Below are 24,284 nucleotides of genomic sequence, written 5' to 3' on the forward strand. Positions count from 1 at the left end.
GAAGTGACAGATACGGGATTTAAGTGCCGGATTCTCAATTATACAGATGAATTACAGGATATTACGCGGCTGTTCGGGTCAGGGGTGGAAAAATATTATGCATGAAAAAGTAGATGCCGAATGTGGGCTGCACTCACCACCTCGACATATTCAACACGTTTCAGTCGTTGCAACAACTCATCGAACCCATAATCCCTCTTCTTCTTCGGGACCAGATTCAGCTGATAATCATACACCTTCCGGAGCCACAGTGCCATCATGTTCACAAAGAAGATCGCACGGATCCGATGGTTCTTCCAGTGACGGACAGGAGCAATCTTCAGATGTGTCTTCAGCGTCCTGAATATCTTCTCGACAAAATCCTTCTCCATATACTCGTTCACCACCTCTGTCGCCTTCAAAGAGGTATCAGTCGAATACAGGAGGTATTTCCCGTCCAGATCGGCTGCCCTGTCAATCGCTGCCTCGTTATACTCCCATGAAACCGCACACCGTTTCCCGTTCTGAAGAACATGGACTGTGAAAAAGTCAGCATATTGCCCAAGAATACCAGCAATACTCTCTTCAACCTCCTCCTTCGTTCGACCTTTTAGATTCTCGTTAAACACCTGCAATTCAGCATTTAGCTCATCCAACATCGCATTTCTTGAATCAATAGCCTCCATCCTCTTCGCATGGTTGACATACACAATGCCGGCATCCTCCCTGCCAAAGAGTGTTCCTTTTGCCATGGTTGCATACAATGAACTCGTGCCGGTTGATCTCACCCGGTTTGTAACCTTTGTTGGAACCTCAGTCTGCAGAAGCAGAGATTGTGCCTGGTTTGATCCTTTATTCACGCCACAGATAAGGTTCCATCCAAGCGCCTCAATATCCCGGACAGACTCTTCTGAGGTATTTCCCCGGTCCCAGATCAGTGTTCCCGGCTCATAGGAGAGATCCAGCAGCTGTACCAGGAGCTCCTTTACCGATGACAGTGAGTTGAAATTACACAGCAGCAAAAAGAATGAAACCGGCACTTTATCCCATTTTGAGACAAGGCTACAGAGATTGATCTGCTTCTGGTTCGCCTTCTTTGAATTATATCCCTTCTCTCCAAGCACCTCTGCTGAAACACAGCCAGATATCAGAAATTGTTATTATATTTTACATCAAATGTTAATCTATGAAAAATAAAAACCGTTTTTCGGGGCTTTCCGCCCTTTCAATAGCAGTTATTGCCGTAATTCTGTCAGCTATTTTTATAGCCGGACTATCGCTTGCAGGAGGCTTCTATGCAATGGATAAAAATGCCCCTGCAAAATCCGGGGATCAGTTAAAGGCAGACAGTGTGTCGATCTTTCAGTAAACAGGAACAACATAATTTCGGATATACTTTCAGAGTAAATGTTGAATAAAATAACCGCCCGCTCAATAAAAAAGCATTGTCAGATTCTAACCTGACTACGGGATGCTGATATGGGGATTTGAACCCCAGTCGTAGGAGTGAGAGTCCTACATGATTGGCCGACTACACTATATCAGCAAGAATTTGTGCTCTATTCTGTGAGGCGTGAGAATATTTAATCATTATGATATCGTCCGATCATCCTGCCTTCCCTATCCATCCTGTATGCGTCCATATCCACTCCATATCTACCGGTTCTTCCTGATCATTCACTCACCCACACACCCTCACTTTCTCCTCTGCCTTCCATAGATTCATGAGCACGGAGATGCCATTAATTACGGATGAGTAGCCTCGAAGAGCAGATCCGCGAGATTGAGGATGAGCTCCGGAATACAAAATACAATAAGGCAACCTCCCTCCATATCGGCCGGCTGAAAGCAAAGATAGCGAAGCTGAAGGACGAGGCGGTTACCCGTGCAATGAAATCCTCCGGGACGGGAGAAGGCTATTCGGTCAAGAAATCCGGCGATGGAACGGTTGTCCTTGTAGGGTTCCCGTCTGTGGGTAAATCCACGCTCTTAAACCAGCTCACAGGCACAAAGAGCGAGACCGCCGCATATGCCTTCACCACCCTCACCGTTGTTCCCGGCCTGATGGAACATAGGGGAGCCAAGATCCAGATCCTTGATATTCCGGGATTGATCGCCGGTGCGGCAATGGGAAAAGGGCGCGGGAAAGAGGTGATCGCAGTTGTCAGAACAGCAGACCTGATCATCATCTTAGGCGACGTCTTCAATGACCGGCATATCGATGTGCTGGTAAAAGAGCTGTACGATGCGGGAATCCGGATCAATGTCCCAAAACCCGATATCACCATCAAGAAGACCGGTATGGGCGGTGTACGGCTGAACACCGTTGGAAGTGTCGATCTTAATCTCGAAGAGATCCGGACGATCCTTGCTGAGAACAAGATCATGAACGCCGATGTCCTGATCAGAGGCAATGTCACCCAGGAAGACTTCATCGATGCGATGATCGGCAACCGGCGCTATATCCCTGCCTTCATCGCGATCAACAAGGTCGATCTCATCGATGAGATGTCAAAGAAGGCAATTGTAAAAAACCTCACAAAGCAGTTTGGCCAGTCGCCCATCATGATATCTGCGCACTCAGGCTACAATATCAACGCATTAAAAGACGCCGTCTACGACCATCTCGGCTTCATCCAGATCTTCATGAAACCAGTGGGAGCTCCGGCAGATATGGAAGAGCCGCTGATCGTCCGGGCGGGAAGCACCGTTGAAGACGTCTGCAACCGCCTCCACCGTGACTTTGTCGAGCGATTCAGATATGCAAAAGTCTGGGGCAATTCTGTAAAACACGATGCCCAGCGGGTCAGCCTCCCGCATGTCCTCGCCGATGGCGATATCCTGACAATAGTAACAAAACTCTAAATCTTTTTTTAAAGAGAGAGAACCTCTTCCAGCACTTCAGGCGGGGCATCAGTTAAAACTGCGGTGCCGGAATAATGCGCCCGGCTTGCACCATATCCCTTCTGCACAAGCCGCTCAAGCAGGATATCCATGGCAGGCGGCGACACCCCGAGCCGTTTCGCCTCTTTATGGTAATCATAGTGCGGGAGAACCGGCAGTTCAGCCGCAAGTATCCTTAAAAGCCGGGAGAGCCGTGCCTTTGACCCAAACTCCACCCCGGGAATCCTTTCAAGCAGCCGGAGGCAAAGCTCCCGGTCGGCGATATCTCCGATCCAGAGAGGGCCGATAGGCAGCAATGCTACGGAGCACCCGGGGCAGGTGCGGCCGGAAGGCACAAGCCCCGCTTCCACAGAGCGGAACGAGCAGTGCGGGCACTGATGAATAAAGCCAAGTGATGCAAGTGTCCGGTCCGCTGCCCTGACACCCGGCACCACAGCAAGATGCGTCCGGTGAAAATGCTCAAACGAGAAAGAGAGGAGCGGCTCAAAGCCCCGGTCATATTTCATCATCTCCCGTGCCACATGCCCAATCAGCATCCTGAGCCCGACCTCCGGATGATACTGTGTATTCATCGGCACAGCAGCATACCGGCGCATCCCCGCCTTCAGGTGGGCGCCGCAGAGCGGGGCAGTATCCGTTGCCGTCACAAACAGATACTTCCGCGCGGACCGGACCGCAGAATCAATGAAGGGCGCCGGGCTCCCGAAGGGATCGAGATCAACTACCTCGAACTTTTCCGTTGATAAGAGGGCATTCGCATCCCGGTTCACCACCCGTACCGGCAGGCCAAGCCGTTGGGCATTGGCTTTGAGAAACCGGATAGCCTCAAAATCACGATCATTTGCGATCACCGGGATTTCGCATTCATTCGCAACCCTGAGCGCCCGGACACCCGTGGCTGCCATCAGATCGAGGTATTCAGCAGGTAAAAGCTCTTTTAAAAGGAGAATGGTTGCATCGCGGTTCAGCTCCATCCGCCTGTTAAAGAAGACCGGTGCAGAGCCCGGGGGGAAGTGTGCAGCATCATCCTGCCATGGTATCAGAAACTGCGTTGTACCCTCAATGACCTGCACATAATTCATCAATAATTCTGGATTTTCGCAAAACTTATACCTTCGTCACCCTAAGTATATTGGCTGGTGGGCATGTGGCCTAGTCAGGATAGGGCGTTAGCCTCCTAAGCTAATGGTCGGGGGTTCAAATCCCTCCATGCCCGTAGTTCCTGAGGGGATGCCATGGCGGAAATTGACTATTCTGAAGGGAGATTCCCGAAAAACCGCCTTGAAGCATTGACAGACGGGATTTTTGCCATCGCAATGACCATTCTGGTGCTTGGAATCGAAGTTCCATCAGTTCATCTCCATAACAATGCCCTCTCTGTTGTTGAAAGCATAGTGCCTGATATCTACCACTATACACTCGCCTTCCTGATGCTGATGGTCTTCTGGGTCATTCATCACCGGCAGTTTGCTAAAATCGATCATATCGATTCGATTATACTCTGGGTATCCGGAATATCACTCCTCTTTATTGCCCTCATCCCCTTCACGACTGCTCTGTCAACAGAGTTCCATGGCGACCACCTCGCCCCGGTCTTCCTGGAGGCAAATCTCCTTATCGTCGGATGCATCTATGCTTTTTTCTGGTATTACTCAGTTAAAAACGGACTTATCAAATCAGGTGTTCCCACCGAACTGATCATGGTATCCAGCCAGAGGACCCTGATCATCCCAATTACATCAGTTATTGCGATCGGGATAGCACTTGCCGGATCAACCTACAGCACCATGGCCTATCTTGCCATTCCGTTTGTGAAGATGATTCATACACGAATCACCCTGAGACAATCCGGTAAATAGAAGCAGAGCCAATTGAGTTGTAGAATGCATCTCCCGGGCATTGTCAGGATCATACGGCCGGCAAACGCCACCATCTCAGGGGCTACTGCCATCCTGGCGTACTTTATCGCAACCGGAACACTAATCCCAGAAGTCCTCCTGGCAGCAGCAGCCGCACTCCTCATCACCGGAGCCGGAAATACAATCAATGACGCCTGCGATGCCGCAATCGATGCAATCAACCGTCCGGACCGCCCGATACCATCAGGAGAGATGAGTATGAATGCGGCATACGCCTATGCCGCCCTCCTCTTCATCGTCGGGCTATCGGCAGCGTTCTATACCAACCCACTCTGCCTTGCAATCGCCATTATCAACAGCATCCTGCTCATACTCTACGCGAAGATTCTGAAAGGCACGATTCTGTATGGAAATATCGCCGTTGCCTATCTCTCAGGAAGCATCTTCCTCTTCGGCGGGGCGCTCGCAGGTATTGACGGACTGATCATCACGTTGCCGCTTGCCGGGATCACCCTCTTTGGAACACTTGCACGCGAGATCTTAAAGGATGCAGAAGATGTTGACGGAGATGCAGCAGGCGGTGCAACAACGCTCCCGATGGCAATCGGTATCAGCAGGTCAGGGACTATTGCCTTTGGATCTGCCGTTGTCGCCGTAATCGTCAGTTTCATCCCGGTTCTCTGGTGGGGGCTTCCGTACCTGGTCGGGATAGCAGTCGTCGATATTGCCATCCTCAGATCTGTCTTTCCGACGATCAGATGTGCAACTCCGGCCTGTATCCGGGACCTTGGGATCACCACACAGCTGAAGTACATGATGTACATCGCCCTTTTGATCTTCCTGGTGGCAAGCGCAATAGATATCTTTATGCCAATGAAATAGTTGGTTAGTAACGAGGGGAGATATGCGGATATACAAAAATAAGAACACCTACCTCGCAGAACCCGGATCCTTCTTCGAAGGCAATGTCCTGATCCACGGGGACTTTATTGTACCCCAGCGAACCCATTTCTGGGGTAAACTCGTTGTAAATGGCACCCTGGAAATGGGGCCGGAATGCTCTGTTGAAGGCGAGGTCATCTGTAAAAACGCCATCATCGGGAGAGACAGCCGGATCAAAGGCACGCTTTTAGTTGATGAAAATGCAACAATCTGCGACCGTGTGCATCTTCTCTCAATTGATGCAGGAGGCGATATCATCCTCAGGCCTGGCGTAACGGTCGGGGATGTTAAATCTCAAAACTCCGTCATGATCTATGGAAAGATAAACTCAGGAACACTGGTTGGCAGAAACGTCAGGATTATCGGGGATTAGAGCTGGATCAATCCCTATCGTGACAACATCAAAGAGATCGTGCCAGTCGACGAGGGTCTCGACACACCCATCTTTTGCCGTTACAACCCCCATTGCAACAAGACCGATACGGTTACACATCTCAAGCCCCTCTTTTACCTCCATCAGGCATCCGACACCGATGATCGCCTTTGGATGATATTTCTGCACCATCCGCTTGATAAAAGTCGATCCAGGTATGATGAAGACATGGTATCCAAGCGCCTTCATCCTTGGAATACCGGCACCAAGTTCGCATCTCCCACACCCGACACAACGAAGCCCTTCCGGGGTGAGATGGGCAGGGCACTGCGCAGATCTGAGGCACTGGGGGAGGAATACCGCCCTTTCGTTTGGAGGGATTGCAGCAAATGACTGGGTATTCATCCGGTTATCAAGGCGTATTAAGAAGCGGAGGAGCTCTCCGGGTTCGATCCCAATCAGGGTGCAGATACTCTTCACAAACCCTTCCATCAGGACAAGAAACGGACGGAGAAGAGCAGGGAAGAAGAGACGGCCTGATCGGATGGACGTTCCGATCAAGATCGCCATGACGATTGATATGAGAATCAGGAAGAGGGCGACAAAGAGGGTCACCTCTCCAAGCAGGATCATCATCCGGTTCCAGATCTCATCTTCGAAAAACATATTCAGATTATTATATGCCACTAGAGACTATAGCATCTTGCTTCAGGGCATGAGCCATGGATGATCAAAAGGCGCCCGTATAAGACCCTCTTCCGTGATAATCGCTGTCACCAGGGAGAGCGGAGTTCCGTCAAAGGCATAGTTTTTGACAGGAACAGCATCCGGCAAAGTCGTCCTCCCAAAGAGAGAGGCAATCTCCTCACGTCCACGCTCTTCGACGATTATATCTGCCATTGTGTGAAGGGGATCAAAGGTTGATCGCGGCGCCGCCACATAGAAGGGGATCTGGTGATAGGCCGCAACAACTGCATGCATGTAGGTTCCGATCTTGTTGAAGACACCGTCAGTGCAGATCCGATCCGCGCCGACGATCACGCAATCGATCTCTTTCTTCTGCATCAGGTATGCCGCTTCGGAGTCGATGATGGTTGTCACCGGAATTCCATCCCGTGAGAGCTCCCATGCCGTCAGCCGGGAGCCCTGGAGGAGGGGGCGCGTCTCACACGAGATTACACGCACGATCTTTTTCTCTTCAACCGCAGAGCGGATCACCCCAAGCGCGGTCCCCCAGGCAGCACAGGCTAGCGCTCCCGCATTACAGTGGGTAAGGACGGTGCATTCATCGGGCAGCAGTTCCGCGCCATATGAACCGATCCTCCGGCAGGTCTCCTCATCTTCATCGGCTATCTGCTCTGCAATGGCAAGCGCCCGTGCAGCTACCTTCGCAGGATCACTCTCCGTAAGAACAACAGACAGCACGCGATCCACACCCCAGGCGAGATTTACCGCAGTCGGACGCGCAGACCGGAGTAGCGCTGCCGCACCCTCCACGGAGCGGTAAAAGTCTCCTTCATGACCCTCAAGCGCATTTTTGCAGGCGAGGGCAACCCCGTATGCACCGGCAACCCCGAGTGCGGGCGCTCCCCTGACCTCAAGCCGCCTGATTGCCAGGACGAGCCGGGGGACATCAGCGCAGACCACTTCACGGTACTCTTCAGGAAGGAGGGTCTGCTCGATCAGCCCGACCCCGCCTTCTTCCCACCAGATCGTCCGGTCCTGCATCACTCACCGGCAAGGAGTACATCACGGGTCGCCCGCATCGCAGCAGCACCCGCTGTCATCACTGAATCAGGGATATCGCGGGGGGCGGTCACCGTTCCCGCACAATAGATCCCCGGCCTGATTGTCCCAACCGGATCAAGCTTCAGGTCAGAGGTATTCAGGAAACCGTTCTGGTCCATCGGTATCCCGAGCCGCTCTGCAATCACCTGCGTATCAGGTACCGGCTCAAATCCTACCGAGAGGACGACGAGATCGGCATGGAGGTTCACAAATTCTCCTGTCTCGGTATTCTCAAGCGGCAGGATCAGATCACCCTTTCCCTCGATCACCTCTCCGGGGAAACCACGTACCAGGTGGACGCCTCCTGCTTCTGCACGGTTTAGATACTCCTCGTACCCCTTCCCATAGGCTCGGATATCATTGTACAGGATCGAAACCTCGCAATCCGGATAGTGCTCCAAAATCAGCATCGCATTCTTCAGTGCATACATGCAGCAGACCGAGGAGCAGTATGTCCGCTTCATCTGGATATCGCGGGATCCTACACACTGGACAAAGACAACAGACTGTGGAATCTTCCCATCCGAGAGGCGGCGGACCTCTCCCCCGGTCGGCCCGCTTGCATTGATCATCCGCTCGAATTCGAGGCTTGTGATCACATCCGGATATCGATTATACCCAAACATCACTTTCTTTTCTGCATCAAAGAGCTGGTAGCCGGTGGCTATGATGATGCTTGCCGCTTCGATCACCTCGGTCTTCTCACTATCTTCACGGAGCACTGCCTCCCTTCCGCAGACATCATAGCAGAGCCCGCATTCGATGCAGTGTTCGGCATCGCGGACAACAACATTCGGAACAACCTGCGGATGTGACTTGTAGATCGCCTTCCTGACCCCGATTCCGGCATCGAAACGGTTATAGACCTCAACCGGGCAGATATCAACGCAGTCGCCGCACCCATTGCAGAGGCTCGAATCAACATACCGGGGATGCTGGAGCACCGTCACCCTGAACGCGCCGACATCGCCCTCGATATCCCGGACTTCGGCGAGTGTTCTGATCGTAACCAGCGGATGCCGCTCAACATCCACCATCTTCGGGGAGAGGATGCACATCGAGCAGTCGTTTGTCGGAAAGGTCTTGTCAAGCTGTGCCATGTGGCCGCCGATACTTGGCTCTCGCTCGATAATGGTCACCGGGATTCCGTGGTTGGCGACATCCAGCGCTGCCTGGATTCCGGCAACCCCGCCCCCTATAACCACAACCCTACGCATCCCTCTGCCCCCGTGCAAGATCAACATAGACGGATGCATTCCTGCGGATGGATTCACGCTGCTCCTCTGTTGTCTCCGAGATAACCTTTCCCGGCACTCCAAGGACGATAGAATTTTCCGGGATCACCTTCCCTTCAGTGACAACGGCACCGGCGCCGATGATGCTGCCTGACCCGATCACCGCGCCATTCATCACGATTGCACCCATCCCGATCAGCACATCGTCCAAGACCGTACAGCCATGCAGAATTGCACCATGTCCGACAGAAACCCCGGAACCGATGGTTGTCGGATAGCCGGGACTACCATGGAGGACGGCATTATCCTGGATATTTGATCGATCCCCCACCACGATCCGGACACGATCAGCACGGATGACCGCGGAAAACCAGACGCTCACATCCTCGCCGAGCTCAGCATCGCCAACAACCGTTGCGTTACCAGCGATGAAAGCACACCTGCCGGTGGCCCCTCCATTACACATAAGAGTATATATGCAGAGGTAAATTGCATGAACGTTATGGTAGGAGGCACCTTCGATCCCCTCCACATCGGCCATAAGACTCTTCTCAAGAGATCCTTTGAAATCGCCGGAGATGGCGGATTTGTGACAATAGGACTTACTTCAGACAATTTTGCATCACGGAAGAGCCATCCCGTCCGTCCATATGAAGTGAGACGGGATGAGCTGATCGCATGGATTGAGTCCATGGAGTTTCCTGCAGGCTACCTGGTCGAATGCCTCGCTGATCGGTTCGGATCAGCACTGAACCAGGAATTTGAAGCGCTTGTTGTCTCAGAGGAGACATTCCCTGTTGCAGAGGAGATCAATTCCCTGCGGCAGGAGAAGGGAAGAAGTAAAGTGGATATCTACCAGATACGCTGTATCATGGCAGATGACGGGAAGATCGTCTCAAGCACACGAATCTACCGAAAAGAGATTGATCAGGAAGGGCATCTGATCAGATGATATACGAGGCTATATCACGGGTGATCATGGTGTCGCAGTACCGGCACCGGTATCCCCTCTTCTGGCAGGCAAATGAGCTCTGAATCGGTTCATTCGCATTCGAGATACATCCGGGATTTGGGCATCTGATCACCCCAAACACCTCAGAAGGTATCTCAACACCGATCTTTTCTTTCACCAGGTATTCCCTGATAATATTGATACTCGCATTCGGTGCAATCAGGGAGATACGATCCACCTCTTCCTTTAAGAGTTCCCGGTTCTCGATCTTGACGATATCCTTCTTCCCCATCTGGTGGCTTGCGACATTTGTCGCCACCGATAACGACTCGCTTGTCCTCCCGGTGATGCCAAGGATCCTGAGGACAGACAGCCCCTCGCCTGCATCGATATGATCGATTACGGTTCCGTTCCGAATCGGGCTGATCAATAACCCCTCTTCTGGTTTTCGCTTCATAGCAGCACCTTCTGGAGCATCGCCATCCGTACAGGCACCCCGTTTCTCGCCTGTTCGAAGTACTTTGCACAGGGCATTGCATCAACGGCGGGATCGATCTCATCGACACGTGGGAGCGGATGCATAAGGATGAAACGATCCGAAACCCCGGCAAGCGTCTCCGGAGTAACCCGGTATCCGAGGGCAACTGAGGCGTATGCGCCGGGGTCAGGGAACCTCTCCCTTTGTATCCGGGTCACATACAGAACATCAAGGTCTGTAATGATATCTTCCAGATGCTCATACACAACGATCTTTGTACCGGTGTCCAGGAGATCATGGGTGAGGCTTGGAGGGAGTTCGAGGCCCGGGGGGGTGATGGTATGGATCGAGACGCCGTACCTGGAGAGGGCCGTTGCGAGCGAATGTGCCGTTCTTCCATAACGGAGATCTCCCAGGAACCCGACATTAATCCCTTCAAGTGGCATGGACTGCCTGATAGTGAAAAGATCAAGGAGGGTCTGGGAAGGGTGCTGGCCGGCGCCGTCACCGGCATTGATCACCGGAACCGAAGAGAATTCCGATGCCAGCCGTGCCGCACCTTCCTTGGGATGGCGGAGGACGATTGCATCGGCATAGCCTGAGGCGACCCGTATCGTATCGGCGAGGGTCTCGCCTTTGACGATCGAACTTGCCTCGACTGATCCGAGATTGATCACCTTTCCACCAAGCCGCAGCATCGCAGAGACAAATGACATCTGTGTACGGGTGCTTGGTTCAAAAAAGAGATTGGCGAGGATTTTTCCATTCAGGGCATCAGGATCAAAGGCACCCTGATCGATAGCAGACGCGCGGTCAAGGATATCATCGATCTCCTCTATAGATACCTCGTTTATCGAGATGATATGACGCATAATGATTCCGCCGGGCAGAAATGTACCTGTCTGTTGATGCGCCATCCAGATAAAACGAAGGGATCACTTCCGGGCAATGGTCAGAAATCCGCTGTGTGCCACACGTGTTGATGGACGGGTGCCACGTGCTGTCCGGGTCAGTTCCCGCTCCATACACTCAAAACAGTTGACACCGCCTGAAAAGAACTCATTGCAGGCATCTATCACCGAGAATGTCTGTTCAAAGAAGGGGGTGTAGGTCACAAAGAAACCACCCGGCACCAGAAGGGAATGGGCATGCGCAACATGTTCCTTCTGGATCATCATATCCAGGTGTACGATATCATATGAGCCCTCTGCCGAGAGGACATCCTCTGCATGGACAGTGACATTGTCAAGGGATGCATCGACGATATTCTTCTCTGCAAGCCGCGCAAACTCAGGGCGTATCTCGTAGGTATCGACGTGGTGTGCAATCCCTCCGAAATAGATGGCGGCAACACCGCTTCCCGTTCCGGCATCCAGCACAGAGTCGTTTCTGTTCATGCCGGTGTAGGCGATCACCATCCCGATATCCTTCGGGAGCATCGGGGCGCCGCTCCGTTTCCCGTGGGTAAAGAAATCCGGCGGACGGGGCACCCTGATCGTGAAAGTTTTTCCAAGATGGGTCTCTACCCGGTCACCGGGCATCTTTCCGATCAGATCGGCAAGCTGTATCTCACCGGCATCGGATCCGAACTTGCCCGGACCCGCCCGAAGATAGTATTCCCGTTTTTGCCCGACCAGGATAACTCGATCGCCTTCTTCAATCATTGGTCGCCAAGTTTCATGATTGCTTCTGCGATATCCCCGTTCGTCTCGATGAGGGCTGCTTTTGCAGCATCCAAAGAGACATTTGCCTGCATGGAAACGAGTGAGATGTCATCGTCTGAGATCTCGGCCTCAACCGGTGCTGAGTCGATCACTCCGGCGCCCTCAAATTTTGGAGTGCCGGTCAGCTGGTAGGTAGTCGTTCCCTGCATCGTCATCGCCACTACCTCTGCATCTTCAAAGAGGTACGTTCCTTCAGCCGTCTCGATGGTGACGCGGGTAACCCCCTCGATCGGATCCATCGACATACCGAGCTTGTTCATCATCTGTTTCATCTTTCGTGGATTCATTCCGCCGGGCATCATCGTTTATCCCTTCCCTGTCGTACTTTTACGGCACCGCCGTACTTAAATTCCAGCATCTCATCTCCGGAGAGGTTTGCCATCCCCGTTGCCAGGAGCGAGTCATCCTCTGAAACAACAAAAACCTCATCTTCTGCGCGGATATTTGGATCAGCGCTCAATACATGCTTTGCCATTGCAGTCTTCCCCTCTGATACAAAAGGAACTGCATCTTCATGCACAACAACCCGCCCCGCCGGCGGCGCGAGGAATGCATGGAGGCGGGCAGCACCCTCATAACTGAGGGTGAGGCGGCCGTCCTGTGCCCGCACTGTCGCGAGCCTGACTTTCCCCAGCATCACATACCGTATCCTCTGGGATGTCGAGTACTGGAATGTACATTCATCGGGAAAGAGCGTATCCCCTGCACCGCGCCCGAACTGAAATTCAGCAATCTTTCGTACCCTGCGCAGACTGGCGTGCGAGGATCTCATCAATTCTTCTGACAAATGTCTCCTCCGTCCCTGCAGGGATATATGCCCCTGCTGCTATTGCATGACCTCCACCGGCACCGCCAACAAGGGCTGACGCTTCACAGAGTGCCGCCTGGAGATCGATTCCCGATCGGACGACCCGATCGACTGTTCTCATAGAAACCTTCACCACCTCGGGATCATCGGGCAAGGTGCAGAAGACCATAATCGGAAGCCTCCGATCCAGTTTTGAGAGGGCCATCCCTGCTCCAATCCCGACAATGGTATCGGGGAACTGATCCTGTGTGTGAATCCACTGGAAGTTCTCTGTTCTGGCGACCCCTGTCCTGATGATATACTGGAAGAGCTCCCGTATAACACTCCGGTGGTGGCGGAGCATCTCCTCAGCCTGCTGATATATCAGGCCCCGATCGCCCCGGCAAACCTCGCTCCCGATCGCGGGGCGGGTCCATCTGCCGCAGGCATTCAGCAGCGTCGCATATTCCGAGGCATTCCTGAGGGGTGAACGCGGGGCTTCATCCGGGAAGATATAGGATTCTCCAAAGAGGCGGTCGACCGACTCGCCATGGGCAACCAGCTGTTCAACGAGTGCAGAGGCGATAATCCTCCTCTCTTCAGATCCAAGATCCTCCCAGACCCGCCACTGCCCTTCTGAATCCCGTAGCTGTATGCCGAGCCGCTCGAGGAAGAGCTGAGCGCCATTTGGGTTGTTACTGATCCCCGGAATCACCGGATCGTCACTATAGCTCAGGCAGATATGAATCGGGCGCGTGGAAAGGCCATAACAGTTGAGATCATGGGAGATTGCACGGACATTCCCTGCCTTCACGCCATCGAGCGCTATCTCACGGGCAGGTCCGACAAGCCCGCATCCCTCACGCGCCATCATGTCGCCGACATTTCCGACCACAGCAAGCTTGGCCAGATCCCGGTTTGAGGAATCCATCTCCCGTGCAACAAGGTATGCAATACCTGCCGCAGAGAGTTTCGTAACTCCGTACGGCAGGCAGTTTACCTGGCGGTATTCGGTCTTCGAAGGCTGCCCGATATGATGATCGAGGATGATCACCTCTTCATATAAGAGACCGTGCTCTTCGATCAGGTTCTGTTGCCCGGCGCCCAGATCGACGAATATCTTCAGGGAATCATCCTTTGGAACCCACTTCATCATCAGGGGTTCAAGCTGCCTGAGGAATACCGATTCAGAGGGTATCTTCCCACGCCCGACAGCCTCTTTCAAGATAGCCTCGCTTGCAATGCCATCCGCATCGATATGCGAGATGATAGTGACAGAGTCAGCAGATCTGATGATCTCCGAAGCCTCCAGGAGATCGTCAGTAAAAGCCATACACTAAAGTTTAGGATCTCCCAATAGAAGAATGGTGTGTCATGCCATCCTGGTTAACCGAATGGGAAGATGAAGACCCGATTGAACATTCCCGTATGAAAGCCATTGAGAGGAATGCCGAAGCTCTTGGCGTCTCCACCCGTCAGATGATGGAAAGCGCGGGCAGAGCGCTTGCAGAAGAGGCGCTTATGCAATCTCCAGAGCAGGTGCTCGTGCTCTGCGGCAGGGGAAATAATGGTGGAGATGGTTTTGTCGCTGCCCGATACCTGGCCCGTACTATGGAATGCAGCTGCATCTATGTTTCAGGTGATCGGAAGGGGGATTCCGCGGCAAACCTTAAGGCACTTACCGCATGCGGCATCCCCCTCCATGAGGTATCATGCAGAGAAGACATCTCCAGGCTTGCCGATCTCTTTTCATCGGCGGATCTGATCATCGACGCGCTGCTCGGCACCGGTGCAGGCGGAAACCTCCGTGAACCGATCGCATCCTGCGTTGCGATGGCAAACGAATCGCCAGCATATATCCTCTCAGCAGATCTCCCGACACCCGGTATCTCCGCAGATGCAATCCTTGCTTTTCACAGGAGCAAGGGAATCGCAACATCCATCGCTGATATCGGAATTCCCCTTGAAGCCGAGTGTTTTACGGGACCAGGCGACCTCCTTTCCATTCCAAAGAAGCCGGAGAATGCCCATAAGGGGTATGGCGGGAAGGTGCTCGTCGTCGGCGGAGGACCGTACCAGGGTGCGCCTTACCTCGCGGGTCTTGCTGCTCTGCGTGCAGGAGCGGATATCGTCTTCGTTGCAAGCCCACATGCCCTTGACTGCCCGGACCTGATCCATATTCCCCTCCCAGGCAGAATCTCTGGAGAAGAGATATGTGACCTTTTAATCAAATATGCACGTGAAGCCGATTCGGTGGTGATCGGGCCCGGGCTCGGAGCCGGGAGCCATGATGTCGTGCTCCGGGTGGCAGCGGCTGCACGGCGCGCAGTCATCGACGCAGATGCACTCCGCCTCCCCCTTCCAGCCGGAGGGGAGACGATCTATACCCCCCATGCAGGCGAATTTGCCCGCGCTTTCGGAAGAGATCGATCCGGTAATAATGAGACAGACGCAGCAATTGTCCGGGATGCATGTACAGAAAATGGGATTATTCTCCTGAAGGGCCCAACAGATATCATCACCGATGGCAGGCGGATACGGTTCAACAGGACAGGCGTTCCTGCGATGACGGTGGGCGGAACCGGCGATATCCTTGCGGGAGTGGCAGCTGCCCTCTTCTGCCGTATGCCGGCATTTGAAGCAGCCGCAATCGCCGCTTATGTAACAGGTCGTGCCGGGGAAGAGGCGGCTTTGGCAATTGGCGACGGGCTGATCGCAAGCGATCTTCTTCTGTTCATTGCACAGATACTCTATGGAGACTGAAATTGTATGGTTGAATTTACCCATATCGACGGCGACCACGTCAGGATGATCGATGTTACCGGGAAACCTGATGTTCACAGAAAAGCAGCTGCACAGGGGAGGATATACCTCAGCAGCGAGACATTGAAAGCAATTGCCGGGAAGACGACACGGAAAGGAAATGTCCTTGCTACAGCTGAGATTGCAGCGATTCTTGCAGTGAAGGAGACATTCCGGATCATTCCGATGTGCCATCCCCTCCCAATCGGCGGAGTATCCGTTGATTTTTCAGAGACTGATGAGTACATCGAGGCAACCGTCACCGTTAAGACCTACGGAAAGACCGGCATCGAGATGGAGGCATTAACCGGAGTCTCGGTTGCACTCCTCACCATCTGGGACATGGTAAAATCAGCGGAGAAAGATGAATTCGGGCAGTACCCCGGAACACGAATCGAGGGGATCAGAGTTCTCTCAAAAGAGAAGAGTACAACATAACCAGCATCCTTTAAGTTCGCAGGAGTCGAAGTATAAAGATCACGGGATATCTCCCGTCAAGGAATGTGGCTTCAACATCAAGTAAGCCGAACCTGGAGAAGACAAATGTCACGATCAATGTATTCGTATGTCCGTGAGGCATGGAAAAAGCCTGACGAGACCGAGGTAAAAAAACTCCTCTGGCACCGCATGCAGAAATGGCGGCGTGAAGGATCTATTGTCCGGATCGAACACCCAACGCGAATCGACCGAGCCCGCACCCTCGGATACAAGGCAAAGCAGGGTATCATTGTTGTCCGCGTCCAGATCCGCCGTGGTGGCCGGAGAAAGTCAAGATATATCCGCGGGCGGAGAACCGCACGTATGGGCATGGCCCGCACCACCGCCGGCAAGAGCATCCAGCGGATGGCAGAAGAGCGTTCCGCCAGGCGCTATCCGAACATGGAGGTTTTAAACTCCTACTGGGTGGGAGAAGACGGTGTCAGGAAATTCTATGAAGTGATCCTTGTCGACCGCACTCATCCGGGTATCAGAAGCGACAAGACCCTGAACTGGATCTGCGACCAGAAGAACCGTGTCTTCCGTGGCAAGACCTCCGCCGGAATGAAAGGCCGTGGCATGCGCCGCAAGGGTACCGGTACCGAAAAGACACGCCCAAGTATCCGCTCACATAAAAACCAGGGGAAATAACCCCACTTTTCTTTTATGACGGTCACGGATGTCTTCATCCACCCCTTTCCCGAGGGCGACTCGACACTTCAACGCATGGCCCTTACCGCACGCGAATGTGGTTTTGACACGCTCATTGCCGTTCATCATCATCCCTGTGAGTACCATGGCGTCCGGATCCTGCAGGGAATACTGGTGAACGAAGGCACCATGAAAACCGTGATGAGCGCGATCCGGCAGAACAGACGTGCAATCATAGGAGTTGCTGCAGGTGATGCCAACTTCAACCGGAACCTCCTCAAGACACAAGGTGTCCATCTCATTACCGATCTGCATAGATCGCAGAGAAATGCCTTTGATCAGGTATCGGCAAAACTCGCCGCCGGGAGACGGGTCGCAATCCACCTGGATATCAGCCAGATCATCTCCTGCCGCGGACACTCCCGACAGAAGGTACTTACAAGGTACGCCGAGCTCCTAACACTCCAGAGGAAATTTGGGTTCTCCTTTGCAATCGGGAGTGGGGCGCGCTCCATCCTTGGCCAACGGAGCGTCCGTGAGATAATCCTCCTGACTGCACTCTTTGGGATGACAAAGGAAGAGACGATCGATGCCCTTGGAACTGTCCCGGAACTGTATCAGGATACCTCACTTCCCCGGGTGGTCGTGTGAAGCACCTCTCCCCCACCCTCAGGGAGAACCGGAGATATGTCCTTGCAAGGATCACTCCTCCCGACTTTGAGTCAGATACCCGGGAGCTCTATTACGCAGTCTCAGACAGCATCACTTCTCTTTATGGCGATTGTATCGCTGCGGAGGTGCATGCCGCCACGATTCTTCGGGAGGGAGAATACGTGATTGTCAGATGCAGGCGGGGGCGGGAAACAGAGCTCTGCTCCGCAATTGCCGCGATCAGATCCATCAACGGGACGCAGATCCGGATCACCGCCATCGCCACATCAGGCACAATCGCAGCACTCAGGAAGAAGATCAGGCCAAAGGAGGCGGCAACTGCCATCACCTGCACCATTGATGCAGAGGAGCAGAGCGGCCTCTTGTATGCCGATGGAAAGATTGACCTTATCAGAAGAGATATGAAAGGTCAGGAATTAGTATATCTCACGAAAGACGATATGGAGAAGTTTCATGCAACCACAACCAAACCAGATGGGATATGACCGGGCGATCACCGTCTTCAGTCCGGACGGCCGTCTCTACCAGGTCGAATATGCACGCGAAGCAGTGAAGCGGGGAACGACTGCCGTTGGAATCAAATGCAAAGAAGGAGTCGTCCTGATCGTTGACAAGCGGGTCAGCTCGAAGCTGCTCGAACCCTCTTCGATCGAGAAGATCTTCCAGATTGACGCACATATCGGTGTTGCATCATCCGGCCTTGTCGGCGATGCACGCGCCCTTGTGGATCGTGCCCGTATTGAAGCACAGATCAACCGTGTCTCCTATGACGAGGCGATCGATGTCGAGACCCTCGCTAAGAAACTTTGTGATCACATGCAGACCTACACCCAGTTCGGCGGCGCCCGCCCCTATGGAACAGCCCTCCTGATCGCAGGTATTGCCAATGGGACAGCCCATCTCTTCGAGACAGACCCATCCGGCACCCTGCTCGAGTACAAGGCAACCGGGATAGGAATCGGCAGGCCCGCAGTGATGAAGGTCTTCGAAGAGGAGTATAATCCAGAAAACTCCTGCAAAGAAGCGATCATGCTCGGGCTCAAGGCCCTGCATGCAGCAACCGAAGGAAAGTTTGACGTGAATACCGTTGAAATCGGCCTCGTATCGCTTGAGTCTGGCACATTCAGGAAGATGGCACCAGAAGAGGTCGCAGTCTGCGTCGAAACATTTGAGCAGTGAGGTGTCACCCGATGATCTCCCTCGATAACGCTGTTGTTGCGCGCCTTGAATCACATGGCGAACGGTTTGAGATCCTCGTCGATCCTGACCTTGCCCAGAAGATCCGGGAAGGGGAAGAGATCGATGTTGAGAATGTTGTTGCTGCACAGTATGTATACGAGAATGCAGCCCATGCCGAGAGGGCTTCTGATGAAACCCTCACAAAGGTATTCAAAACAATCGACTTTGAGACGATCGCACGTACAATTATCGAAAAAGGAGAGATCCACCTCACCTCGGAACAGCGGAAACAGCGATCCGAAGAGAAGAAGCGGCAGGTGATCACCTATATCGCCAGAAACGCCATCAACCCCCAGACCAACCTCCCCCATCCGCCGCAGAGAATAGAACTTGCACTTGAAGAGATCAGAATCAATTTTGATCCCTTCAAATCCGTGGATTCACTTGTGAAGGAGACAGTAAAGGCACTCAGGCCAATTCTCCCGATAAAGTTTGCCGAGCGCAGGTTCGCCGTGAAGATCCCGCCTGACTATGCGGCACGCGGATATGGCGAGATTGCAGGCTCTGCCATGGTGACGATGGAGCGGGAAGAGTGGCAGGCGGACGGGTCCTGGATCTGCATCGTAAAGATCCCTGCAGGTATGCAGGAAGAGTTCTTCTCGCTGATCAACCGTGTCTCAAAAGGGGATGCCGAGGTCAGGATCATAGAGTAGCTTAATAGCAATCAATAGCAAATACAATAAGACATCTATCGGAGATTCGAATCATGGCAAAAGGAAAACATAAGGCAAAGGGTCGTATTTCGGGAAGTTCAGGGCGCTTTGGTCCGCGTTACGGCAGATTTATCAGAAAGAGCGTCAACCAGACCGAAAAGATTCAGAGGGCAAAGCACCTCTGCCCAAAATGTGATACGGTCTCTGTAAAGCGCGAGGGAACCGGTATCTGGACATGCAGAAAATGCAATTACAAGTTCGCAGGTGGGGCATATGCACCACAGACACCGGGCCTGAAGGTTGCGCTGAGGAACATCGAGGCATCGATCAAGAAGGAGGCGTAAGCTGGCGTGACCGGGTCATACAAGTGTGCCCACTGCAAGAGGAAGGTTGAGATAGACGTGAATGTCCGGTGTCCATACTGCGGACACCGTATCCTCTTCAAAGAGCGTGGGGCAATCATTAAAGACCTCAAAGCCAGATGACGATCCTTACGACGTCACGGCGGCCTACCCCCGAGATCCGGGCCTTTGCCAGGGATCTCGCTTTTGCACTTGGGTGCGATCACATGAATCGGGGAAAAGCTGGCCTTCGTGAACTCTCCCCAAAGGATCCAGCCATCCTTTTTATCGAGAAGAAACAGGAGAAGATCGCCATCCGACTTGAAGTGGAGGGCGATTTGAAAGGGGAGATCATAGTATCCGGCTGGTCGGTCGAAGTCCGTGAAGGAGAGATGCAGAGAGGCATCTTCACGAGCGACCAATCGGTTTATGATCTCCTGAACCGATATGTACCTGTCACAATGGTTGAAAACCAGGTCGGGACAATTACCTTCGATGGAAGGCAGAGACGATTATACCGGTGTGAAAAGTGATGATGATGCATACTGCGGAGTTTACATTTACCACCCCGTATGCACCCATACTCTATCAGGCTCTTGCCCCGGAGGCAGCAGATGAGACCGGGGAGAGATCTCATGCCACAATCACCAGAAACGGCGATCGCCTCAACCTGACAGTTACCGCCGGCGATATACCGGCGTTGCGGGCCGCGTTGAATATGTGGCTCCGCCTGATAACCATAGCAGAAGAGATGCAGGAGATTGGATACGATGGAAAACCCTAACATACCCCCAAAAGTGCAGCAGCAGATCGCCCAGCTTCAGCAGATGCAGCAGCAGATGCAGACGATTCTTCAGCAGAAGTCACAATATGAGATGACCGTGCGCGAGGCAAAGCGTGCCGAAGAAGAACTGAAAGAGACTAAGGAAGATGCTGAAGTCTTTATGAGCATCGGATCGGTGATGGTGCAGCAGACAAAAGAATATGTCGAAAAATCACTCGCTGATAAGATCGATACGCTTGAACTCAGGATTAAATCCCTTGAAAAACAGGAGAAGGCGATCGCCACCAGATTCGAGCAGCTTCAGCAGCAGGTGAGAAGCTCGCTTGAAGGGCGTATGCCGGAAGCGGCATAATCATCTCTCATTTATAATCAACATCTTTTCTACCGTCATCTCGCGTATTGCTGAGGCAGGGCCTTCCCGGCCGATGCCGGAAGCCTTAACACCCCCATAAGGCATCTCATCAACCCTGAATGTCGGGATATCATTTACGAGGAGGGCCCCGACATTAATTCTCCTGAAGGCATTTTGGACGGTTTCAAGGGAGTCGGTGAAGATGCCCGCCTGGAGGCCATAGGCTGAATCATCTGCGATTCCAAGCGCTTCATCAACCTCATCAAAGGGCACCAGCAGAATGACCGGGGCGAAAAGCTCCTGGCAGGAGAGATCCATACATGTATTGACATCGGCAAGAACCGTGGGGTACAGGAGTGCCCCTTCCCGCTTCCCCCCACAGAGAAGCCGTGCGCCTTCTTCGACTGCTGATTGTACCAGTGCCTCGGCCCGCGATGCTGCCTCAATTGAGATCATCGGACCGACATCAGTATCCGGGTCAGACGGATCCCCCACCTTCAGCATGCTGAGGTGCGCCAGAATCTTCTTCTCCATCTCTGAATATATCGAGCGATGGACGATAACACGCTGCACCGAGACGCAGTTCTGACCCGCATTCACAAACCCACCGGCAACAATCCGGGATGCAGCATACTCCAGATCGCAATCCGGGAAGATGATTACCGCAGCATTCCCCCCAAGTTCAAGTCCGACCAGCTTTCTCCCTGCCCGGCTTTTGATCGCCCAGCCCACATCCGGGCTCCCGGTAAAGGAGAGGTAGCCAAAGGAATCATCGGGGATGATCTCGTCAGCCACCGCACCGGGTGCCGGAATGACAGAGACTGCTTCGGGAGGATAGCCTGCTGCCAGGACAATCTCTGCCAGGATCAGTGAGGAGAGCGGTGTGGCGGTTGCCGGTTTCAGGAGGAACGGAGCGCCAATAGCAATCGCAGGACCGATTTTGTGACAGGCGAGATTCAGGGGGTAATTAAATGGAGTAATGGCAAGCAGCGGTCCGGCAGGCACCCTCGTGAGATATCCGGTATGGCCTGCCCCCCCCAGGGTCCGGTCAAGAGGGATGATTGAGCCATCGACACGCCCTGCCTCCTCGGCAGATATCGTGATCGTCTCGATCGCACGGGTGACCTCACCCTCTGCTATCTTCCGCGCCTTCCCGCCTTCTGCGATAAGGGTGGATACAAGCTCTTCCCGCCGTTCTTCGAGAAGCCGGGCTATGGCATACAGCACCTTACGCCGGGTGTAGAGGGGCAGTGACCGGGTCGTTTCAAAGGCTGCTTCAGCCGCTGCTGCACCCTCCCTGAGATCATCAGCTGATCCGAAACAGACAGCAGCTACCTGATCACCTGTATAAGGAGAGATGACTGTGGAGATGGCAGGGCTGCTCTTCCATCTTCCGCCAACACAGAATGGTCGTGGATCTTCCATATGAAAAGAAGAGATGTGAGAGGATAAAAAGATCAGGGTGATTTCTGAGTGTATCGGACGAGGTTGATTGCGTTCACCATCGCCTCTGCCGATGCAAGGACAATATCATCACCAGATGAGCTTGCATCATAGGTTCTGCCCTCAGGATCCTCAACGGTGATCGTGACATGCCCGATTGCATCAGTACCTCCACTGATCGCCTCAATTCTGAAATCCTTCAGCTGGATACCAATCGGCATGACGCTGAGCACCGCTTTCACCGCTGCATCCACAGGACCATTGCCTATTGCACTCGCCGCCTTCTCTGCCCCAAGGACGCAGGCCCGGACGCTGGCTGTCGGTATGCAGTGGTTCCCGCTCATCACAGCGATATCACGGAGTTCGACTGTTTTTGCAACCGCCTGGATATCCATCACATCTTCTGCGATCACATAGAGGTCATGATCTGTGACCCTTCTCCCGCGTGCGGATATCAGCTTGATCCGCTCGACAATCAGATCCAGTTCGGAGTCATTTGGATTGATATGGACAAGCGAGAGCATCTGCCGTACCGCATGCCTGCCGACATGCTTGCCAAGGGCGAGGCGGCGGCGGTGGCCGACCATCTCGGGTGTCATGATCCCCGGCTCGAAGGTCTGACTGTTTGCCATGATGCCGTGGGAGTGGATTCCGGATTCGTGGGCGAATGCATTATCTCCGACCACCGGCTGCACCGGGATAATCGGGATACCCGAGTACCGGGAGACAAGCCGCGACATCTCAACAAGACGGGTCGTCTCGATCCCGGTCGAGATCCCATCAATTGCTTCTAAGATCATGACCGTCTGGGCGATATCCGCATTGCCTGCACGTTCACCGATGCCATTAACAGTCACCTGCACCTGGGAGGCACCCGACTCGACGGCGGTTGTGGTGTTGGCAACGGCGAGGCCGAAGTCGTTGTGGCAGTGGATATCGATAGGAACATGAATCTCCTCTGCAAGTGCCGATATCAGGGCACGCATCTTCATCGGCGTATAGACCCCGACGGTATCGGGGACATTCACCACAGTTGCCCCTGCATCAGCTGCGGCCCTGAAGACCTCAATCAGGTATGGCAGATCAGTTCTTGTCGCATCCATCGCCGAGAACATGCATTGATCGAGATGATCGCGGACATACCCCACAATCTCGCCTGTTATTGCCAGGACCTCTTCCCGAGTCTTTTTGATGGTATTCTCACGCTGGATATCCGATGTCGGAATAAAGACATGCACCATATCGACATCGCAGTCAAGGCAGGTGTTGACATCATCGACACGTGACCGGGAGAGGCCGCAGATAGATGCAGCATGGCCTTCAGCGGCAATTCTCGATACGGTCTCCTTCTCCTGTGCTGAAGATGCAGGAAAACCGGCCTCGATCGCATGTACACCAACCTCAGAGAGGATGCGTGCGATATCCAGTTTCTGTTCAAGGGTGAAAGATACACCCGGTGTCTGCTCACCATCCCTCAGGGTGGTGTCAAAAACAGTTACTCTCTTGGGCGACCTGCTTTCAACAAAGAAAGCAATTCCCCACAGAAGCTTTTGCCGTAGGCATACGATTATATTCGCGGTGTGGAGAGATAAAGAGTTCTGTTGCAGAAAATCTAAAAGAAAAGGAAACGCCCAGATCGGAATTCGAATCCGAGTCGATGCCGTGACAGGGCATCATGATAGGCCACTACACTATCTGGGCACTTTGTGGGTTGATCCCGCCTCCCGGAGTCGAACCGGGGACATCGCGGTAGCCGCGCAGTTCGCCCGCAGGCGATGATCTTACTACAGCCGCGCACTCTACCAGTCTGAGTTAAGGCGGGTAACTGCACTAAATAAAAAGGCTAAGA

General features: G+C 53.3%; 31 protein-coding genes, 4 tRNA genes and 1 pseudogene. 19 read left to right on the forward strand and 17 right to left on the reverse strand.

Features of this window, described 5'->3' with window-relative positions; translation table 11 throughout:
- Positions 1 to 128: 128 nt before the first annotated feature.
- A pseudogene (locus FTO68_RS05255) lies at positions 129 to 1,112 on the reverse strand (IS1634 family transposase); the annotation flags it as partial.
- 53 nt (positions 1,113 to 1,165) lie between these two features.
- Between FTO68_RS05255 and FTO68_RS05260 the strand changes: the two are divergent.
- Entirely contained in the window at positions 1,166 to 1,348 is a 183-nt protein-coding gene (locus FTO68_RS05260; protein ID WP_255332336.1) for a hypothetical protein, read from the forward strand.
- A gap of 103 nt (positions 1,349 to 1,451) precedes the next feature.
- Here FTO68_RS05260 and FTO68_RS05265 read toward each other — a convergent pair.
- A tRNA-Glu gene (locus FTO68_RS05265) sits at positions 1,452 to 1,525 on the reverse strand.
- A 206-nt stretch (positions 1,526 to 1,731) separates the two neighbouring features.
- Here FTO68_RS05265 and FTO68_RS05270 point away from each other — a divergent pair.
- On the forward strand, positions 1,732 to 2,844 hold the full coding sequence (locus tag FTO68_RS05270) for an OBG GTPase family GTP-binding protein (RefSeq protein WP_255332337.1): 1,113 nt from the start codon (positions 1,732 to 1,734) through the stop codon (positions 2,842 to 2,844).
- A gap of 8 nt (positions 2,845 to 2,852) precedes the next feature.
- Here FTO68_RS05270 and FTO68_RS05275 read toward each other — a convergent pair whose 3' ends face one another.
- Positions 2,853 to 3,965 carry a tRNA (guanine(26)-N(2))-dimethyltransferase gene (locus FTO68_RS05275; RefSeq protein WP_255332338.1) on the reverse strand — a complete coding sequence of 371 codons (1,113 nt, stop codon included), beginning with the start codon at positions 3,963 to 3,965 and terminating at the stop codon, positions 2,853 to 2,855.
- Positions 3,966 to 4,024: 59 nt separating this feature from the next.
- On the opposite strand from FTO68_RS05275, the gene FTO68_RS05280 reads away from it, so the two are divergent.
- The 4 genes from FTO68_RS05280 (at position 4,025) to FTO68_RS05295 (ending at position 6,057) form a co-directional block, all read left to right on the forward strand.
- A tRNA-Arg gene (locus tag FTO68_RS05280) sits at positions 4,025 to 4,099 on the forward strand.
- A 19-nt stretch (positions 4,100 to 4,118) separates the two neighbouring features.
- Positions 4,119 to 4,742 carry a TMEM175 family protein gene (locus tag FTO68_RS05285; RefSeq protein ID WP_255332339.1) on the forward strand — a complete coding sequence of 208 codons (624 nt, stop codon included), beginning with the start codon at positions 4,119 to 4,121 and terminating at the stop codon, positions 4,740 to 4,742.
- 24 nt (positions 4,743 to 4,766) lie between these two features.
- Positions 4,767 to 5,624, forward strand: a complete 858-nt coding sequence (locus tag FTO68_RS05290; protein ID WP_255332340.1) for a geranylgeranylglycerol-phosphate geranylgeranyltransferase — start codon at positions 4,767 to 4,769, stop codon at positions 5,622 to 5,624.
- A gap of 22 nt (positions 5,625 to 5,646) precedes the next feature.
- Entirely contained in the window at positions 5,647 to 6,057 is a 411-nt protein-coding gene (locus FTO68_RS05295) for a bactofilin family protein (protein WP_255332341.1), read from the forward strand.
- On the opposite strand, the gene FTO68_RS05300 is transcribed toward FTO68_RS05295, so the two are convergent.
- From FTO68_RS05300 to FTO68_RS05315, 4 genes are read right to left on the reverse strand one after another with little or no spacing between them, the layout of a single operon-like run.
- Positions 6,013 to 6,723, reverse strand: coding sequence for a DUF116 domain-containing protein (locus FTO68_RS05300; protein ID WP_255332342.1), 711 nt, complete (start codon positions 6,721 to 6,723; stop codon positions 6,013 to 6,015). The two genes, FTO68_RS05295 and FTO68_RS05300, sit on opposite strands and share 45 nt — an antisense overlap.
- A gap of 42 nt (positions 6,724 to 6,765) precedes the next feature.
- Entirely contained in the window at positions 6,766 to 7,785 is a 1,020-nt protein-coding gene (mtnA, locus tag FTO68_RS05305; RefSeq protein ID WP_255332343.1) for an S-methyl-5-thioribose-1-phosphate isomerase, read from the reverse strand.
- On the reverse strand, positions 7,785 to 9,062 hold the full coding sequence (locus FTO68_RS05310) for a CoB--CoM heterodisulfide reductase iron-sulfur subunit A family protein (protein WP_255332344.1): 1,278 nt from the start codon (positions 9,060 to 9,062) through the stop codon (positions 7,785 to 7,787). Before FTO68_RS05310 ends, mtnA begins: the two co-directional genes overlap by 1 nt.
- Positions 9,055 to 9,546, reverse strand: a complete 492-nt coding sequence (locus tag FTO68_RS05315) for a gamma carbonic anhydrase family protein (RefSeq protein ID WP_255332345.1) — start codon at positions 9,544 to 9,546, stop codon at positions 9,055 to 9,057. Before FTO68_RS05315 ends, FTO68_RS05310 begins: the two co-directional genes overlap by 8 nt.
- Before the next feature lie 27 nt (positions 9,547 to 9,573).
- Between FTO68_RS05315 and FTO68_RS05320 the strand changes: the two genes are divergently transcribed.
- Positions 9,574 to 10,032 carry a phosphopantetheine adenylyltransferase gene (locus FTO68_RS05320; protein ID WP_255332346.1) on the forward strand — a complete coding sequence of 153 codons (459 nt, stop codon included), beginning with the start codon at positions 9,574 to 9,576 and terminating at the stop codon, positions 10,030 to 10,032.
- On the opposite strand, the gene pyrI is transcribed toward FTO68_RS05320, so the two are convergent.
- The 6 genes from pyrI to recJ form a co-directional block, all read right to left on the reverse strand.
- On the reverse strand, positions 10,025 to 10,489 hold the full coding sequence (gene pyrI, locus FTO68_RS05325; RefSeq protein WP_255332347.1) for an aspartate carbamoyltransferase regulatory subunit: 465 nt from the start codon (positions 10,487 to 10,489) through the stop codon (positions 10,025 to 10,027). The two genes, FTO68_RS05320 and pyrI, sit on opposite strands and share 8 nt — an antisense overlap.
- The gene (gene pyrB / locus FTO68_RS05330; RefSeq protein ID WP_255332348.1) at positions 10,486 to 11,382 is read right to left on the reverse strand and encodes an aspartate carbamoyltransferase; all 897 of its coding nucleotides are present in this window, start codon (positions 11,380 to 11,382) and stop codon (positions 10,486 to 10,488) included. The genes pyrI and pyrB overlap by 4 nt, the downstream gene beginning before the upstream one ends.
- 63 nt (positions 11,383 to 11,445) lie before the next feature.
- Complete coding sequence (locus FTO68_RS05335) at positions 11,446 to 12,174, reverse strand: methyltransferase domain-containing protein (protein WP_255332349.1); 729 nt, start codon at positions 12,172 to 12,174, stop codon at positions 11,446 to 11,448.
- Positions 12,171 to 12,536: a nascent polypeptide-associated complex protein gene (locus FTO68_RS05340; RefSeq protein ID WP_255332350.1), complete on the reverse strand. Its 366-nt coding sequence runs from the start codon at positions 12,534 to 12,536 to the stop codon at positions 12,171 to 12,173. The genes FTO68_RS05335 and FTO68_RS05340 overlap by 4 nt, the downstream gene beginning before the upstream one ends.
- A complete protein-coding gene (locus tag FTO68_RS05345; protein ID WP_255332351.1) occupies positions 12,533 to 13,006 on the reverse strand; it encodes a PUA domain-containing protein in 474 nt (157 codons plus the stop codon). Before FTO68_RS05345 ends, FTO68_RS05340 begins: the two co-directional genes overlap by 4 nt.
- Positions 12,960 to 14,354, reverse strand: coding sequence for a RecJ family nuclease (recJ, locus tag FTO68_RS05350; protein WP_255332352.1), 1,395 nt, complete (start codon positions 14,352 to 14,354; stop codon positions 12,960 to 12,962). The genes FTO68_RS05345 and recJ overlap by 47 nt, the downstream gene beginning before the upstream one ends.
- Before the next feature lie 41 nt (positions 14,355 to 14,395).
- Here recJ and FTO68_RS05355 point away from each other — a divergent pair, with 41 nt between their 5' ends.
- The 12 genes from FTO68_RS05355 (at position 14,396) to FTO68_RS05410 (ending at position 20,992) form a co-directional block, all read left to right on the forward strand.
- Entirely contained in the window at positions 14,396 to 15,784 is a 1,389-nt protein-coding gene (locus FTO68_RS05355) for an NAD(P)H-hydrate dehydratase (RefSeq protein ID WP_255332353.1), read from the forward strand.
- Positions 15,785 to 15,790: 6 nt separating this feature from the next.
- Positions 15,791 to 16,261, forward strand: a complete 471-nt coding sequence (gene moaC, locus FTO68_RS05360; protein WP_255332354.1) for a cyclic pyranopterin monophosphate synthase MoaC — start codon at positions 15,791 to 15,793, stop codon at positions 16,259 to 16,261.
- Positions 16,262 to 16,366: 105 nt separating this feature from the next.
- Positions 16,367 to 16,951, forward strand: coding sequence for a 50S ribosomal protein L15e (locus FTO68_RS05365; protein ID WP_255332355.1), 585 nt, complete (start codon positions 16,367 to 16,369; stop codon positions 16,949 to 16,951).
- 15 nt (positions 16,952 to 16,966) lie between these two features.
- Positions 16,967 to 17,602, forward strand: a complete 636-nt coding sequence (locus FTO68_RS05370; RefSeq protein WP_255332356.1) for an RNase P subunit p30 family protein — start codon at positions 16,967 to 16,969, stop codon at positions 17,600 to 17,602.
- Positions 17,599 to 18,108, forward strand: a complete 510-nt coding sequence (locus FTO68_RS05375) for an Rpp14/Pop5 family protein (protein ID WP_255332357.1) — start codon at positions 17,599 to 17,601, stop codon at positions 18,106 to 18,108. The genes FTO68_RS05370 and FTO68_RS05375 overlap by 4 nt, the downstream gene beginning before the upstream one ends.
- Positions 18,077 to 18,802 carry an archaeal proteasome endopeptidase complex subunit alpha gene (gene psmA, locus FTO68_RS05380; RefSeq protein WP_255332358.1) on the forward strand — a complete coding sequence of 242 codons (726 nt, stop codon included), beginning with the start codon at positions 18,077 to 18,079 and terminating at the stop codon, positions 18,800 to 18,802. Before FTO68_RS05375 ends, psmA begins: the two co-directional genes overlap by 32 nt.
- An 11-nt stretch (positions 18,803 to 18,813) precedes the next feature.
- Positions 18,814 to 19,515: a ribosome assembly factor SBDS gene (locus tag FTO68_RS05385; protein WP_255332359.1), complete on the forward strand. Its 702-nt coding sequence runs from the start codon at positions 18,814 to 18,816 to the stop codon at positions 19,513 to 19,515.
- A 53-nt stretch (positions 19,516 to 19,568) separates the two neighbouring features.
- Positions 19,569 to 19,859: a 50S ribosomal protein L37ae gene (locus FTO68_RS05390; protein WP_255332360.1), complete on the forward strand. Its 291-nt coding sequence runs from the start codon at positions 19,569 to 19,571 to the stop codon at positions 19,857 to 19,859.
- 6 nt (positions 19,860 to 19,865) lie between these two features.
- Positions 19,866 to 20,000 (forward strand): DNA-directed RNA polymerase subunit P, encoded by a 135-nt coding sequence (locus FTO68_RS05395; RefSeq protein WP_255332361.1) that lies wholly within the window; start codon positions 19,866 to 19,868, stop codon positions 19,998 to 20,000.
- On the forward strand, positions 19,997 to 20,389 hold the full coding sequence (locus tag FTO68_RS05400; protein ID WP_255332362.1) for a Brix domain-containing protein: 393 nt from the start codon (positions 19,997 to 19,999) through the stop codon (positions 20,387 to 20,389). Before FTO68_RS05395 ends, FTO68_RS05400 begins: the two co-directional genes overlap by 4 nt.
- Positions 20,389 to 20,640, forward strand: coding sequence for a KEOPS complex subunit Pcc1 (locus FTO68_RS05405; protein ID WP_255332363.1), 252 nt, complete (start codon positions 20,389 to 20,391; stop codon positions 20,638 to 20,640). The genes FTO68_RS05400 and FTO68_RS05405 overlap by 1 nt, the downstream gene beginning before the upstream one ends.
- Complete coding sequence (locus FTO68_RS05410) at positions 20,627 to 20,992, forward strand: prefoldin subunit beta (RefSeq protein ID WP_255332364.1); 366 nt, start codon at positions 20,627 to 20,629, stop codon at positions 20,990 to 20,992. The genes FTO68_RS05405 and FTO68_RS05410 overlap by 14 nt, the downstream gene beginning before the upstream one ends.
- On the opposite strand, the gene FTO68_RS05415 is transcribed toward FTO68_RS05410, so the two are convergent.
- The 4 genes from FTO68_RS05415 to FTO68_RS05430 all read right to left on the reverse strand — a co-directional run bounded on the left by FTO68_RS05415 (position 20,993) and on the right by FTO68_RS05430 (position 24,257).
- Positions 20,993 to 22,417, reverse strand: a complete 1,425-nt coding sequence (locus FTO68_RS05415; protein WP_255332365.1) for an aldehyde dehydrogenase family protein — start codon at positions 22,415 to 22,417, stop codon at positions 20,993 to 20,995.
- Between the two features lie 32 nt (positions 22,418 to 22,449).
- Complete coding sequence (locus FTO68_RS05420) at positions 22,450 to 24,006, reverse strand: 2-isopropylmalate synthase (protein WP_438362303.1); 1,557 nt, start codon at positions 24,004 to 24,006, stop codon at positions 22,450 to 22,452.
- 57 nt (positions 24,007 to 24,063) lie between these two features.
- A tRNA-Asp gene (locus FTO68_RS05425) sits at positions 24,064 to 24,136 on the reverse strand.
- 14 nt (positions 24,137 to 24,150) lie between these two features.
- Positions 24,151 to 24,257, reverse strand: a tRNA-Tyr gene (locus FTO68_RS05430).
- Between the last annotated feature and the right edge of the window lie 27 nt (positions 24,258 to 24,284).

It is taken from the genome of Methanocalculus taiwanensis, assembly GCF_024372745.1.
GTDB classification, from domain to species: domain Archaea; phylum Halobacteriota; class Methanomicrobia; order Methanomicrobiales; family Methanocorpusculaceae; genus Methanocalculus; species Methanocalculus taiwanensis.